Annotated in this window: 11 protein-coding genes and 3 pseudogenes; 5 read left to right on the top strand and 9 right to left on the bottom strand. The window is 64.2% G+C overall.

What is annotated here, in order from left to right; genetic code table 11:
• Window positions 1-24: 24 nt before the first annotated feature.
• The 8 genes and pseudogenes from IVA78_RS11670 to IVA78_RS11635 all read right to left on the bottom strand — a co-directional run bounded on the left by IVA78_RS11670 (window position 25) and on the right by IVA78_RS11635 (window position 9567).
• Complete coding sequence (locus tag IVA78_RS11670; protein WP_247279714.1) at window positions 25-672, bottom strand: HAD family phosphatase; 648 nt, start codon at window positions 670-672, stop codon at window positions 25-27.
• Window positions 673-733: 61 nt separating this feature from the next.
• Window positions 734-2637: pseudogene (locus IVA78_RS11665) on the bottom strand (diguanylate cyclase).
• A gap of 180 nt (window positions 2638-2817) precedes the next feature.
• Entirely contained in the window at window positions 2818-3039 is a 222-nt protein-coding gene (locus IVA78_RS11660; protein WP_247279712.1) for a dodecin, read from the bottom strand.
• A 129-nt stretch (window positions 3040-3168) separates the two neighbouring features.
• A complete protein-coding gene (locus IVA78_RS11655) occupies window positions 3169-4521 on the bottom strand; it encodes a glycosyltransferase family 87 protein (protein ID WP_247279711.1) in 1353 nt (450 codons plus the stop codon).
• 569 nt (window positions 4522-5090) lie between these two features.
• Complete coding sequence (locus tag IVA78_RS11650; RefSeq protein ID WP_008543309.1) at window positions 5091-5648, bottom strand: HNH endonuclease; 558 nt, start codon at window positions 5646-5648, stop codon at window positions 5091-5093.
• Window positions 5649-5859: 211 nt separating this feature from the next.
• Window positions 5860-6836: pseudogene (locus IVA78_RS11645) on the bottom strand (peptidyl-alpha-hydroxyglycine alpha-amidating lyase family protein).
• A 139-nt stretch (window positions 6837-6975) separates the two neighbouring features.
• Window positions 6976-8736, bottom strand: coding sequence for an NAD(P)/FAD-dependent oxidoreductase (locus tag IVA78_RS11640; RefSeq protein ID WP_247279710.1), 1761 nt, complete (start codon window positions 8734-8736; stop codon window positions 6976-6978).
• Window positions 8737-8919: 183 nt separating this feature from the next.
• Entirely contained in the window at window positions 8920-9567 is a 648-nt protein-coding gene (locus IVA78_RS11635; RefSeq protein ID WP_247279709.1) for a DNA-3-methyladenine glycosylase 2 family protein, read from the bottom strand.
• Window positions 9568-9747: 180 nt separating this feature from the next.
• On the opposite strand from IVA78_RS11635, the gene gluQRS reads away from it, so the two are divergent.
• Together gluQRS and IVA78_RS11625 are read left to right on the top strand one after the other, a co-directional pair.
• On the top strand, window positions 9748-10617 hold the full coding sequence (gene gluQRS, locus IVA78_RS11630; RefSeq protein ID WP_247465358.1) for a tRNA glutamyl-Q(34) synthetase GluQRS: 870 nt from the start codon (window positions 9748-9750) through the stop codon (window positions 10615-10617).
• A gap of 90 nt (window positions 10618-10707) precedes the next feature.
• On the top strand, window positions 10708-11988 hold the full coding sequence (locus tag IVA78_RS11625; RefSeq protein ID WP_247465355.1) for an ATP-binding protein: 1281 nt from the start codon (window positions 10708-10710) through the stop codon (window positions 11986-11988).
• Here the strand turns inward: IVA78_RS11625 and IVA78_RS11620 are convergent.
• Window positions 11915-12808 (bottom strand): YihY/virulence factor BrkB family protein, encoded by an 894-nt coding sequence (locus IVA78_RS11620; RefSeq protein WP_247279706.1) that lies wholly within the window; start codon window positions 12806-12808, stop codon window positions 11915-11917. The two genes, IVA78_RS11625 and IVA78_RS11620, sit on opposite strands and share 74 nt — an antisense overlap.
• 342 nt (window positions 12809-13150) lie before the next feature.
• Here IVA78_RS11620 and IVA78_RS11615 point away from each other — a divergent pair, with 342 nt between their 5' ends.
• The 3 genes and pseudogenes from IVA78_RS11615 to IVA78_RS11605 all read left to right on the top strand — a co-directional run.
• Window positions 13151-13345 carry a twin transmembrane helix small protein gene (locus IVA78_RS11615; protein ID WP_247279705.1) on the top strand — a complete coding sequence of 65 codons (195 nt, stop codon included), beginning with the start codon at window positions 13151-13153 and terminating at the stop codon, window positions 13343-13345.
• Window positions 13346-13918, top strand: coding sequence for a cob(I)yrinic acid a,c-diamide adenosyltransferase (locus IVA78_RS11610; RefSeq protein WP_247279704.1), 573 nt, complete (start codon window positions 13346-13348; stop codon window positions 13916-13918).
• 124 nt (window positions 13919-14042) lie between these two features.
• A pseudogene (locus IVA78_RS11605) lies at window positions 14043-14116 on the top strand (electron transfer flavoprotein subunit beta/FixA family protein); the annotation flags it as partial.

Here is a 14116-nt window from a genome sequence, read left to right as displayed (position 1 = left end):
TGCCGGCGGAAAGCGGAGCGCGAGTCATTCGTGAAGCAGGCCGTGCTCCGAAAGGGCCTGCTTGAAAGCCTGCACCGACGTATGGTGATGCGCGGAGAGACCCGCCTCGCGCGCGCCGGCAACATTGGCCGCGACATCGTCGACGAACAGGGCCATCTCCGGCCTCACGTTGAGCTCGGACAGGCAGCGGCGGTAGCAGCGCGGGTCCGGCTTCGCCGTCTTGAACTGGGCCGAGGTGTAGATTTGAGAGCCGAACAGCGGGCGCAAGTCCGGCAGCAGGGTGTCGATATGGTCAGCGACCAGCGTGGTGTTGTTGGTAAGGACGGCAATGTCGACGGTCTTGCGCAAGCTGTCGGCAATCTCCAGCATCGCGCGTTTGGCCTGCATTGAACGGCGCCGCGCCTCGACCCATTCGTCGAGCGATAGGGAATAACCGATGCGCTCGCCGAACCCGCGCAGATAGTCTGAGGCATCGAGCGCGCCAGTGTCGCCGAGAAATTCGAATCCGGATGCCCAGATCGCCTTGTAGACGGCTTCACTCGTGATCCCGGCCAGCTCCGCAAGAAAGGCGACGCGCTTTTCCCTCTCGTAGTCACAGAGGACGTTGTCCATATCGAAAAGGACGAGCTTAATCTCGCCAGTCACCGCAGCACTCTCGGATCGGCCGAACATCCGGCCGCGGTGCAAATCATATCCCGTCCGGACCCGACGGACAAATCCAGAGGAGAGGTCGTCACGCGCTCTTGGCCGGCCACGGAACGACCTGTCCCGACATCACCAGCCGGTCACGGCCGCTGTCCTTGGCCGCGTAGAGCGCGCGGTCGGCGGCCGCGACCAGCGTGCTGCAGTCCATCGCGGTCTGGGACGGAAGAGCCGTCGCGCCGCCAACGCTCGCAGTCACCAGCCGGGAAGGTGGATTCTGTGCATGCAGCATGCCGAGACCGTGCAGCGCCTGGCGAATCCCTTCGCCGATCTCGGTGCAGCCATCCGGGCCGGTGTTCGGCAACAGCACGGCGAATTCCTCGCCGCCGTAGCGCGCGGCGAGGTCGGCCGGGCGCTTGGCCTGGGCGGACAGGATCCTGCCGAGCGCGCGCAGGCAGGCGTCGCCCGCCTGATGTCCGTAATGATCGTTGAACTTCTTGAAATGATCGACATCGACCAGCAGCAGCGAGAGCTGCGTGCCGTCGCGCCGGGCGCGCGCCCACTCATCGGCGAGACGTTCGTCGAATGTGCGTCGGTTGGCGAGGCCGGTAAGGCCGTCGGTCGTTGCGAGCGAGGCGAGTTTGTCCTGAAGGTCCTTCTGCTCGGTCATGTCGCGCACCACCGCGACGACGCCGTCGATGGCACCGCTGTCCGAGGCAAGGGTCACGTGCAGCGCCGCCTCGGCCCAGATCTCGCCCTTGTCGCGATGACGCTGGCGATAGACGAACCGCGCTTCCTCGGCTTCGCCATTCTTCAGCGCAATGATCGCCTGCTCGACCCGTTGCATGTCGTCCGTGTGAATGCCGGCCAAAGCCGACGTGTCCAGCAGTTCCTCGGCGGACCAGCCGGTGATGCGCGCGCATGAGGGAGAGACGTAGAGCAGCCGGTTATCGAGCCCGATCCGGGTCACCATGTCGCTGGATTGCTCGGCCAGCAGGCGGAAATTCGCTTCCTTGGCAACCAAGGCCTGGGCCATGAGCTGCCGCTGCACCAACTGACGGACCAAGTAGAAGCCGATCACCGCGATCAGCAGAACGAGGCCGAGGACGAAGGTCATGCGCGCGGCCGCCGCGCGTCGCCAGGGCGCCAGCACGTCGTCTTGCGACTTGCTCGCCAGCACCATCAGCGGATAGCGGCTGCTGCGCTGGTAGTAGCTCAGCCGCTCCACGCCATCGAGCGGCGATTTGAAATAGTAGACCGAGGCGGCGGGGCGGCTTTTCCAGCTTCTGAACAGGGGCGCATTGGACAGGTCGCGTCCAACGAAGGCGCCGCTCTCGTCGCGACTGCGCGCCAGCATGATGCCGCTATTGTTGAGCAGCGATGCCGAGCCGTTCGGACCGATGTCGAACCGCTCGTAGAACTTGACGAAATAGCTGACGTCGATCGTGAGCAGGGCAACGCCGGCGAAGCCGCCGTCGGAATCGTTGATCCGGCGGGATGCGGTGATGATCCATTGGCCGCCGGCTCTGCTCTTGACGGGCGGTCCGATCAGCGTGCCGGTTGCAGGCGAGTCGCGATGGTGGCGGAATAACCGCGATCGCTGTTGTTAAGGTTGGAGAAGTCGAGGCGTTCAGTCGTGGCAAGCCAGCGGCCGGTCGCGTCGTAGACGAAGATGCCGCGGATGCGGTCCGATGATTTGCGTGTCGGCAGATAAGCCTGGAGTTTCGCAATCGTGTCCGGACCCGTCCCGTCGATTTCGAGCCGATGGACCAACCCGACCAGGATCGTGTCGACCAGTTCGAATGTATCGTCCGCGTGCTGGATCAGCGAATGCGCCAGATTGGTGACGTCGACTTCGGCTGCCCTGAGATCGGCATTGCGCGCTTCCCATTCACGCCAGGCGCTCAAGCCGAGGATCGCCACGCAAGTCAGCGCGACGAAGCCCGCCGCCCAAAGCGGAAGGCGCGTCTTGCCGAGTTCGCGGCTCGTGACCATCAGGCTTGCTCCAAATCGGTGCAAACCTCTCACTTTGGCCTTAACGGCCTGTTGCAACTTCTGCGATGATTTTGTGCGTCCGTAGTCAACCGGACGGGTCGACGAGATCTTGACCGACTCTGCTCGGCGGTTGTTAACCACCTCGCCGCAGCGTGACAGCCTCATCCTGCGTCCGCTGCGTCATCCCTCCAGCGTGAAGCCGACGCGCAGCGTGACCTGATAGTGACGGACAGTGCCGTTCTCGATGTGGCCGCGCGTCTGCACAACCTCGAACCATTTCATCTCGCGAACGGTCTTGGCGGCGCGCCCGATCGCGTTCTGGATCGCATCCTCGATGGAGGTCTCGGATGATCCGACCAGTTCCAGGATCTTATAGACGTGATCATGTTCGGCTGTGGGCATGATGAGCCTCCCTCGGTTGCGCTGCGGCATGCATCGCTTGCGCTCTGATCTGAACGAGCGCCAATGCTTCAGGTTCCGTCTTGCGATGGCCGGCATACGCCCGGTGGTGGAGGGGGCAGTCTCCTCCTGCTAAGCGCTGCCCACGGATTCCGCGCGGCGCGACAGGACGTAGCGCTCACACTCGGCGGCGTCAGGCTGGCGATGCGGTGGACGCAGGCTATCTGCAGCCTGCTGCACGATGGGCGCAGGTTGAGTGGCTCGCCAGAGCAGGCGCAGCAGCAGGGCCAGCAGCACCATCATCGCGAAGCCGCCGATGGAAGGTACAAATTTGTCGTCCATCCCAGTCAGATCCGCTTCATTGCCGAACTGCGCTGCGAGTCTGGCCGATTGCAGCATTCCATAGGCGCCGGCAAGCAGGATCAATCCGTAGAGGAAACTGCGCTCCCGGGCGTTCGCCACTTGTGCAAGATCAGGAAGCATCAACGCAAGGCCGATTCCGATGATCGGCAGGTCGTAATCATAGGCGTAGGGGCTGATCATCACCGACACCATGGCAGCGACACCGAACGCGAAATTGGGTGAGGCCCTGCGCGCCGTTCCAAGCCAGACCGCAAGCACGACCGCAAACAGGGCGAGGCTCGCCGCAGCCGCCTGCATCCAGAAGGCAACGCTTGAGGGAAGGCCGGCCCGGCCAAGCGCAGCGTAGGTCGAGACCATGCGGAACAGCGGATAGAAGCCGCGCTCCAGGAAGATAGCCGATTCCCGGATTGCGCCGAGCCATGCGGTCCAGATCTGCCATCCGAACACGAGCGTGCAGACGAGCGAGCTTGCGAGCACGACTGCAGCGGCGGTCGCGAGCGCCCCCCAGCGGCGCGTCGCCAGCATGTAGACTCCGGCGGCGATGGCCAGGTGCGGCTTGATCACCATTGCCCCCAGAGCAAGACCAGCGATGATCTGACGCCGCTCGACGTTGAGGCAGACGATGCCGATTAGGGTGCCGGTCAGGAAGCCGTTCTGGCCGCAGCCGACCGTGATCGCCAGCGCAGGAAACAGCACGACCAAGACGAGCGCGAAATTCTGCCCGGCGATGGCCCGAAGCGTCAGGAGGTAGGCAACCAGCGTGGCCGTGATGAACAGCAGATAGGCGATGCCGGCCGGCAGCAGCGCGAATGGCGCCACCAGAAGATCGAACTGCGGCGGATAAGTCCAGGGCATGAAGCTGGTTGAACCGGCAAATGCCTGCTGAAGCTTGACCAGCGTCTCGAACCGGTAGACCAGATCGAGCTGACCGTAGCAGATCTGCTGTGCGACGATGTAGAAGGCGTCGAAATCTGACAGTTCGCGGACTTGCCAGGCGCTCCAGCGGCCGAACCTGAACGTCTTGAACAGGACCATCACAGCGAGCGTCGCAAGCACGAAGCGGACATAGATCGTCCGCTTCGACGGTGAGGATTGAACCGCTTCCAGCGTCTCGGCAAACATCGGCGACGACCTCGAACCCTGATAGATCGCGGCCGGGTACGCGGTTCCGCCGATCCCCGGCCAAATTGCCACCAGAGGTTTAAGGGAGAGTAAGGACTGTCGCAGAATTCAAGCAAAAGGTCGCATTGGTGCGGCCGAAGCCGATGCCGGTGGATCCGAGATCCCGCTCGGTTGCCCCGCAAAGGCCGTCGCATAGGACATCTTGGCTGATTCCAGCGGGTGCCTCTCCGGTGCTTTCAAAATCGCCCCGAGAAATTCCTTCTCGGCGTCCATCCGGTCGGTGCGGAAACGCCATTAAGTGTCGCATTCGAGATCGACTGGATTTCAGCCAATCAGATCGACATGGAGCAGGCGCACAGACAGCGATGTCCTGATGAGAGGACCGCCTGGCCTATTCATCGACTGCACCCCGCTCTCCGACATCAAGGTGCCGATCGGCTTCGACCATCCCAGTCCACAGTCCAATTCATGGACGGTGACGGGCCACGCAAGTCCAAAAGCAACCAGAAGGACCGCCAGTTGAACGCCGCGGGGAAAGCCGAAGAGCCATCGTCAACACGCTCCCGCCTCTACGGATCCAGCTCCGTATCCCAATATAGATAGTCCAGCCAGCTGTCGTGCAGATAGTTCGGCGGAAACAGGCGGCCGTTGCGGTGGAGTTGGTGTACGGTCGGCGCGAACGCACTCTGGCGCGGAAACATTTTTGCTTGCGCCGGGGTGAGATTGCCCTTGCGCAGATTACAGGGCGAGCACGCCGCGACCACGTTCTCCCAGGTGGTCTGGCCGCCTTTGCTGCGCGGGATGATGTGATCGAAGGTGAGGTCTTCAGGCGAGCCGCAATATTGGCAGGCGAAACGATCGCGCAGGAAGACGTTGAAACGGGTGAAGGCGGGATGGGTGGTCGGCTTGACGAAGGATTTGAGCGAAACCACGCTCGGCAATTGCATCTCTAACGTCGGACTTCGAACCGCCTGGTCGTAATGCGCGACGATGTTGACGCGGTCGAGGAACACCGCCTTGATCGCGTCCTGCCACGACCACAAAGACAGTGGGTAGTAACTCAGCGGCCGGAAGTCCGCGTTCAGCACCAACACCGGCCAACTGCCTTGCGAGACATGTGCGTTCAAGTAACGCTCCCGGCCTCCAATGTACGCTGCGAAGCAGCAAGTACTGACATACTACATGCAGCGTGACGGGATTGTGAAGCCCGTTGAGCGACTTATTCAGTCGCAAGCAATGCGGCGGCGAGGTGGCAAAAGCGCTCAAAAAGCCGCGATCCCCGGGGACCATGCAGCCGGCCCGGAACCGCCTTCACGGTGCGTTGCAGCTCTATCTTCGCTACTCCCGCACCCGCTCGAGCTTCTGCAAACATCGCGTGGCGCGCACCGCGGGCGGCATCTCCTCGTCCGGAAAGCTCGTCTTCCAGTCGGTAACACCGACTTCACCGACATAGATGGCGCCCTTCGAATCCAGGGCGATGCCGTGCGGCGCCAAAAACTTTCCGCTGGCCACGCCGGGCCCTTCCTCGCCGCCAAGCCGCGCGATGCGCCTGCCCTGCGCGTCTCGATCGATAGCCGCGGCCCGAGATTGGGCACCTTGCGGTTGACGGCCAGGCCGGGGCCGAGCTCGCCGACCACGAAGGTCGGGCTCTTAGCCCCACCGCAGCAGCACAGCGCGCAGGGGCGGTGCAAGTTGTTCCACTGCGTCTCGTATTTGCCGTCTCCATCGAACACCTGCACGCGGTGGTTCTCGCGGTCGGCGACGTAAACCCAGCCGTGGGCGTCAGTGGCAATATTGTGCACGATGTTGAACTGACCGGGATCGGTCCCCGGCTCGCCCCAGCTCCTCATCAGCTTGCCGTCGGGGGTGAACTTGTGCACGCGCGCATTGCCATAGCCGTCGGAGACGTAGATCTCGCCCTTCGGCGACAGCGCGGTGTGGGTGCAGCGGTGGAAGGGATCGCCGCTCATGAACGGCGCTGGCTTCTCGGGAATGCCGATCGTCAGCAGTACCTTGCCCTCAGTGGTGCATTTGCGCACGGTGTGGTCGCCGTCATCGGTGCAGTAGAGATTGTCCTCCGCGTCGATATGCAGGCCATGCGCGCGCGAGAACAGGCCTTCGCCCCAGCTGCGCAGGAAATTGCCTTCGCGGTCGAGCACCACCATCGGATGAGCGCCGCGGTTGAAAACGTAGATCTGGTCCTTGCTGTCGACCGCGACCGAGGCGACGTCGGTGAGTTGCCAGCTGTCCGGCAGCTTGGCGAAGTTTTCGACCACGCGGTAGCGGTGCTCGCCGCTGCCGAGAATGGCTGGCATGGGTTCCTCCTCCTGTCATTCGGGGGCGCGCGTTATCGCGAGCCCGGAATCCATCCATCCGCCAATATGCGACGCAATGGATTTTGGGCTCGCGACTTCGTTGCGCCCCGGAATGACGGCTGGATCATGTGGCACCACCTCACGCCCGCAATATCCCCTCCTCGATCGCCTTGATCTGGAGCGCGAGATATTTCGAGTTGATCCGGCACTGCGCGAGGCTGCCTGCGATGAACCAGAGACCCGGCTGCTTCGTGCGTGTGTACATGTTGCGCAGCTCGAAGCCATCGCCAAAACCCCAGACCGGCCCGACGCGGTCGGCGATGGCGTCCCCAAACAATTTGCGCACGAGATATTCCTGTGGCTTGTAGCCGGTGGAGAGGACGATGAGATCGGCCGGAATGATCGAGCCGTCCTTCATCCGTGCTCCCTCGGCGACCAAGCTCTCGATGTCGGTAAACTGCTTCAGCTTGATCGCGCCCTCGATAATCAGGTTGGAGCAGCCGACGTTGAAATAATAGCCGCCGCCGCGGGTGAGGTATTTGAATTGCCAGCCGGTGCCGGCCTCGCCGAAGTCGAGCTTGAAGCCGACGCGCCGCAGGCCGTCCAGCAGCTCCTTATCGAGCTCCTTCGACTGCTCCGTCAGCATCACATGGGTCTTCCGCGCGAGCGGTGTCGGCATCGAGGCCGCGATCAGATCGTTGTCCTCGAGCGTGCCCTCATTGTAGGTCGCGTAAGCCAGTTGCGCCGACGGCTCGATATTGGTGACAAGCGTCGGCGAGCGCTGCACCAGCGTCACCTTCGCGCCGCTGGAGTGAAGGTCCTGCGCGATGTCGTGGCCGCTATTGCCGGTGCCGATCACGATGGCGCGCTTGCCCGTCCAGCTCTCGCCGTCCTCATAGCGGCTGGAATGCAGCAGCGTGCCCTTGAAATCGGCAAGGCCCGGAATGTCGGGCATGTTGGCGATGCCGCTGACTCCGGTCGACATCACCACATGGCGCGGATGCATGGTCCGCTTGCTGCCGTCGGCGCGGCGCAGCGTCACCAACCAGCGCCCCTTCGCCTCGTCATAGACGCCGCCCTCGAGTTCGGTGCCGGTCCAGAAATTCAGCTCCATCGCCTCGACGTAAGCTTCGAACCAATTGGCGAGCTTGTCCTTTGGAATATAGACCGGCCAGGTCGGCGGGAACGGCATGTAGGGCAGGTGATTGACCTGCACCTGGTTGTGCAGGGTCAGCGCATGGTAGCGCTTGCGCCAGTTGTCGCCGATCCTCATCTCGCGATCGACGATCAACGTGTCGACATTCAACTGCTTCAACCGCGCCGCGATGGCGAGCCCGGCCTGGCCGCCGCCGACCACCAGCACGGCCGGGTCGCGATCGGCGTAGTGACGCGAGGCGTTGCGATGGTCGAGCCAGTTCGGCCCGCGGAAGTCGCGCGAATAGGCCTGGCCGCGGGGCCGTGACGTGCCGAGCTGCTCCTCGAACCCCTTGAGCTCGTCGAGGGCGGTGAGCAGCGTCCACGCCTGCAGGCGGTCGCCATTGGCAGTATCGGGAACGAGCCGCACGATGCCGCTGCCGCGTCCGATCGCCGTCTCGAAATCGAAGATCGCTTCGATGGTGTTGGTGCCGGCGCGCGTGACCCAGCGCGGCGGCGCTCGGTTTGGCGCGATCTTGAAACCGGTCGGTGCCGCCTTCGGTGCGACGATGGTCAACTCCCGTGCGATAGCATCGCGGCCTGCGAGCGTCTGCAGATTCCAGCTCAGTGCCAGCACATCGCGCCAAAAGCTGTCGGTGAGAAAGAGGCGGTCCAGCGCAGCGGGCTCGGGCCGGCCCAATGTGCGCTCGAATTCATCGAGCCAAGCCTGTGCGGAGACGGAAATATCCTTCGTCCTGTCCAGCATGCGCGACCTCGTGGCCGTCTTCGCGGCGTTTGCTCGCGAGCATGATCCGGAAAGGTGTGTAGCGGTTTTCCGAACAGATCATGCTCTGATATAGAGCTCGACGCTATACTGGATGAGCTTTCGTCGAAAGCGGTTTACCCGAGCAGCGAAAGCATGTGGCCCTGCTCGGGCGGAATACGCCCGTCAGGCCGAGAGCACGCCTTCGCGCTTCTTCACCGCGCGATAGTAGCTCCACCACAGATGCGCCGCGGCGCCGCGCAGCGGACGCCAGGGTTCGGCGAGCGGCGCCATCTGCTTCTCCGTCGGCCGCATCTTCAGGCCGAGCCCAATCTTGATCCCCTCCTGCACAGCGAGGTCGCCGGCCGGCCAGGCGTCGCCATGGCCGAGGCAAAACAGCAGGTAGACGTCGGCAGTCCAGGGCCCGATGCCGGGCAGCGAGATCAGCGTGTGATGCGCGGCGTCGGCATCCTCTTCGGCGAGCACCTCGAGGTTCAGCCGCTGCGCGCCGATCTCGCGCGCGAGGTGTTTCAGCGTCTTGATCTTGGCGGCGGACAGGCCGAGCCGCCCCAGCCGGTCGGTGCGGGCGCGCCGGACCGCCTCATGGTCGAACGGATCGAAGGCGGCGGCCAGCCGTCCCCAGATCGCCGCCGCGCTCGCCGTCGACAGCTGCTGCCCGCACACGATATGGGCAAGGCCCGCAAAACCTGGCTCGCGCCGCCGCAAGGCCGGCATGCCGGCAATTTCCAGCACGGGCTTGAGGCGCGGATCGCGCTTGATGAGCGCATGGACGGCCTCTTCGAGATCGGACTGGGATTCGAGGTGGATGGCCATTGCTTTGCTCAACTCGTCATGCGCGGGCTCGCCGTTTCTGCTACAGCTACGCCGGCCCAATGCCGTAAAGCCCGCCGAAGCCTTCGGCGTAGGCGGGACCGGCGCATCGATCTCCTCACAAGAGTCCTGGAAGATGCATTGCCGGGTCAAGCCCGGCAGTGACGAATACACCGAGAACTCATGCCACCCGTTTTCCGATTTGCCCCGAGCCCGAACGGCTTCCTGCATCTCGGCCACGCCTATTCCGCGCTGCTGAACTTCGAGCGCGCACGCGAGACCGGCGGGCGGCTGTTGCTGCGGATCGAGGACATCGACGCGACGCGCTGCCGTCCGGACTATGAGTCGGCGATCTACCACGATCTCGCCTGGCTCGGGATCTCCTGGGAGACACCGGCACGGCGGCAGTCGGAGCATCTTGCCGACTATCGCGCCGCGCTGCAAAAGCTCTCTGCGCTCGGTCTCGTCTATCCCGCCTTTGAAAGCCGCGCCGAGATCGCAAGGCTCGTCGCCGCGCGCGAGGTGGATGGGCCGTGGCCGCACGATCCCGACGGCGCGCTGCTATATCCCGGCGACGCCAAATTGCTGTCGGCCGGCGAACGCGAGCAACTGATGACGTCCGGCGCGCCTTATGCGCTGCGGCTCGACATGGTGGCCGCCTGTCGGCGCGTCGCCGGCCTGACCTGGAACGAACTCGGCGCGGGACCGGATGGCGAGCGCGGCATCGTCCCGGCGCGACCGGAAGCCTGGGGCGACGTCATTCTCGCCCGCAAGGAGACGCCGACCAGCTACCATCTGTCCGTCGTGGTCGACGACGCCCTCCAGGGCGTCGGCGAGATCGCGCGGGGTCAGGACCTGTTTCATGCCACATCGGTGCACCGCCTGCTGCAGGTTCTGCTTGGCCTGCCGGAACCCGCTTATCGCCACCATGCTCTGATCCGCGACGGCGAGGGGCGGAAGCTGTCGAAATCGAGCCGCTCGACCGGCCTGCGGGACTTGCGCGCCGCGGGCGCCACGCCGGCCGATATCCGCCGAACGGTGGGATTAGGTTAAGTTTCTCTGGGGGTTAGCCAAACGCCGCCGTGACTCCGGGCGTTCTGCCGTGCCATGCTTCCCCCGATAGCCCGGGGTTCGAAGGGGATCATGGCGGCGAAAACGCGCCCAGTGCGCACCACGCGGACGTCCAAGCGACCGCCTCGGAAGCGGTCCAGGGCGGGCGGCCGGTTGCGCAAGCGCAGCACCAAGGCGGTGGCGCCGGACGTGTTCCAGGCCGCGCTCGCCGCCTTTGCCCATGAGGTCCGCACCCCCCTGACCGGAATACTGGCAATCAGCGACCTGCTCGCGACCTCCGATCTTGGCGAGCGGGAGCGGCGCTGGGCCGACACCATCAAGGCCGGCGCCGAACATCTGGCGAGCCTTGCCACGCTGTTTGTGGACGCGGTCCGGACAGGAAAGCGGGCCGGGAAGGGTGGACACGCGCTCCGGCAAGACCTGTTCGACCTGCGGACGCTTGCCCGCAGCGCCGGCGATTCGCTGGCCGGCCGCGCCGCGGCCAAGGGTCTTCGGGCCCAGGTCGTTATCTCCGAGAAGTTGCCGGGGCTGGTGGTCGGCGATCCGGTCCGCCTGCGCGCTGCGCTCGAGAACCTGATCGACAATGCCGTGAAATTCACCGACCAGGGCGGCGTGGCGCTTGCGGTGGCGCCCTGGCGCCCCGTCAAGGACGAGCGCAAGGGCAAAGCAAAGGGTAAAGGTAGGGTCGGCATCGCCTTCGCCGTGTCTGACAGCGGCATCGGCCTTACCATGGCCGAGATCAAGCGGCTGTTCCGCCCGTTCACTCAGGCCAATGTCACCATTGCCTCGCGCTTCGGTGGCGCCGGCCTGGGGCTATCCTCGGTGAAGCAATTGGCGCGCGCGATGGGCGGCGACATCACGGTCGCTGCGCGGCGCGGCGGCGGCGCCACGTTCACACTGACGGTGTCGCTGGATGCGATGGTATCGGGTAAATCGCGCAAGGCGAAGGACGGTAGTGAGCCCGAGGCGATGGCCGCCCTCCGCGTGCTCAGCGTCGAGGACAATCCGTTCGGCCGCGTGGTGCTCAACACCATTTTGACCGAGCTCGGCCATCATGCCGAGTTCATCGGCCGCGGCGAGGACGCGGTGGACCGGCTCGCGCAGGGCTCCTTCGATGCGGTGTTGATGGACATGGTGCTGCCCGGAATCGACGGCGTCGAGGCCATCCGGCGGATACGCAGCATGGCGCCGCCGCTGGCGCAGATTCCGATTATCGGGGTGTCAGGTCGCGGCGAAGACGAAGCGGCGTCGCGCGAGGCCGGTGCCGACGCCTTCCTGGTCAAGCCTGTGTCCCCGCGGGCCTTAGCGACTGCGCTGCTTGAAGCGACACGCCGTGAGGCAGTCGCGACTTGATGATCGCCGCGTTGAGCTCGCCGCCGTACACGAAAATCGCGGCGATGAAATACAGAAACACAAGCGCGATGATCACCGAGGCCAGCCCAGCATACATCGTCACATAGTTGTTGGCGAAGCGCGCGAGATATTGGCCGAACACGATGCTCGAGATCAGCGACGCCACGATGGTGAAGACGATGCCGGGCAGGATCTGGAGAAAACTGCGGCGTCCCGCCGGCAGCCAGGCGTGCAGGATGAGCAGCGCCACCACCAGCGCGCTGATGGAGATGCCGTAGCGCAGCCAGGTGAGAATGCTTTCGTTTGACTCGACGAACAAGGGAATGTGGCGCCGTGCCGCTTCGATGATCAGCGGACCGAGCACGATCAGGAACGCCATGGCGAGTGCAGTGAAGGCGGCAATCAACGTGTAGGCAATCGATTCCAGCCGCAGCCAGTACCAGCGCCGCATCTCCACCACCGCATAGGCGCGGTTGAGCGCGACGCGGAGCGCCTCGACGCCGTTGGAGGCGAAATAGACCGACAGCGCTGCGCCGATCGTCAGAATACCGGTGCGGGTCGTGGTCAGCACGTCGTGGACCTCGCCGGAAATCGAGTCGGCGACCTGCTTTGGCCAGACCTGAAGCATCAGGCTGGCGGCCTGGTCGGCGAGTTCCTTGGAGCCGAAGAAGCCGGCGAGCGAGGTCAGCACGATCAGGAACGGGAACAGCGCCATCAGCGTCGACAATGCGATGTGACTCGCGATCGCCCAGCCGTCGTCGGCGAGGAACGTGTAGAAGGCGTCCATCACGACGACGTAGATGTAGCGGATCGCTTTCACGTGCCACCCGTACTGGTTGTCGGCCTTGGCCTACGCGCGCGGCGTCGTTCGCCTCGCCCCGCCTGCGGGGAAAGGTCGACGCCCTCGGCAGCGCAACTGCGGGCCAGAGCGCGGCGGGTGAGGGGGAGCCTTCGCGGGGACGGTGAGAGTTGGATTCGCGGAGAGCCCGCCTCACCCGGATTCGATCTGCGATCGAATTCGACCTTTCCCCTCAAGCGGGGAGCGGCGAAGGGCGGCTGCATCGAATCCAGGATCATCCAGCTAGCTTCTGATATTATTGGGTTAAAAGCCAGATCGGCGATGCCATGGCGGACCGGCGCGCACGGTGTTATCTACCCTCGGATGGCATCTATCTTGAGTACTTTCATCCTGCCGATCGCGGTCGGCGCCGTGGCTCTCGTGCTGCTGCTCGGTCTCGTCAACATGATGCGCGGCGGCTCGCCCAACACCTCGCAGAAGCTGATGCGCTGGCGCGTGCTGCTTCAGTTTGTGGCGATCATCATTGCCATGCTCGCAGTCTGGGCCATGGGGCGCTAAATGGTCACGTTGAATCGCATCTATACGAAAACCGGTGACGACGGCACGACAGCGCTCGGCTCGGGCGAGCGTCGTCCGAAATACGATCTGCGCATCGAGGCCTATGGCACCGTGGACGAGACCAATGCCGCGATCGGCGTGGTGCGGCTCCACACCTCGGATATGCCCGAGCTCGACGCGATGCTCGGCCGCATCCAGAACGATTTGTTCGATCTCGGCGCCGACCTTGCGGTGCCCGAGCGTGAAGGCAAAGCGGAGCGGCTGCGGGTGGTGGCGAGCCAGGTCGAGCGGCTCGAGCGCGACATCGACGCACTCAATGACAAGCTCGCGCCGCTGACTTCCTTCGTGCTGCCGGGCGGCACGCCGGCCGCGGCTCATCTCCATGTTGCCCGCACAATATGCCGCAGGGCGGAACGAGTGATGGTAGAGCTGGCGGCCCGGCCCAGCGAACCGGTGAGCGCGGCTGGCATCCAATATATGAACCGATTGTCGGACTTCCTGTTCGTGGCCAGCCGAGCCGCTAATGGGGACGGTGCCGGCGACGTACTCTGGGTTCCCGGCCAGAACCGCTGACCCATTTGGGCGGAGCGTTTCTAAGGTCTAAAATTTGGCCCTTCGCGCGTTGACCGGGCCTGATCAGGCCTTTAGGTTCCGCGCCAGTTGATAACCCCTTCCCAAATTGAGTGAAAGAGGATCGATGAAGGTCTTAGTGCCGGTAAAGCGGGTGGTCGATTACAACGTCAAGGTCCGCGTCAAGGGCGATGGATCGGG

It is taken from the genome of Bradyrhizobium sp. 137, from assembly GCF_023074095.1.
Lineage (GTDB): Bacteria > Pseudomonadota > Alphaproteobacteria > Rhizobiales > Xanthobacteraceae > Bradyrhizobium.
This window is presented reverse-complemented; position numbering and strand designations above follow the sequence as displayed.

Coding starts and splice junctions, on each gene's coding strand:
- IVA78_RS11670 (WP_247279714.1), bottom strand. CDS start 672: ATGTTCGGCCGATCCGAGAGTGCTGCGGTGACTGGCGAGATTAAGCTC.
- IVA78_RS11660 (WP_247279712.1), bottom strand. CDS start 3,039: ATGCCCACAGCCGAACATGATCACGTCTATAAGATCCTGGAACTGGTC.
- IVA78_RS11655 (WP_247279711.1), bottom strand. CDS start 4,521: ATGTTTGCCGAGACGCTGGAAGCGGTTCAATCCTCACCGTCGAAGCGG.
- IVA78_RS11640 (WP_247279710.1), bottom strand. CDS start 8,736: ATGCTGGACAGGACGAAGGATATTTCCGTCTCCGCACAGGCTTGGCTC.
- IVA78_RS11635 (WP_247279709.1), bottom strand. CDS start 9,567: ATGGCCATCCACCTCGAATCCCAGTCCGATCTCGAAGAGGCCGTCCAT.
- gluQRS (WP_247465358.1), top strand. CDS start 9,748: ATGCCACCCGTTTTCCGATTTGCCCCGAGCCCGAACGGCTTCCTGCAT.
- IVA78_RS11625 (WP_247465355.1), top strand. CDS start 10,708: ATGGCGGCGAAAACGCGCCCAGTGCGCACCACGCGGACGTCCAAGCGA.
- IVA78_RS11615 (WP_247279705.1), top strand. CDS start 13,151: ATGGCATCTATCTTGAGTACTTTCATCCTGCCGATCGCGGTCGGCGCC.
- IVA78_RS11610 (WP_247279704.1), top strand. CDS start 13,346: ATGGTCACGTTGAATCGCATCTATACGAAAACCGGTGACGACGGCACG.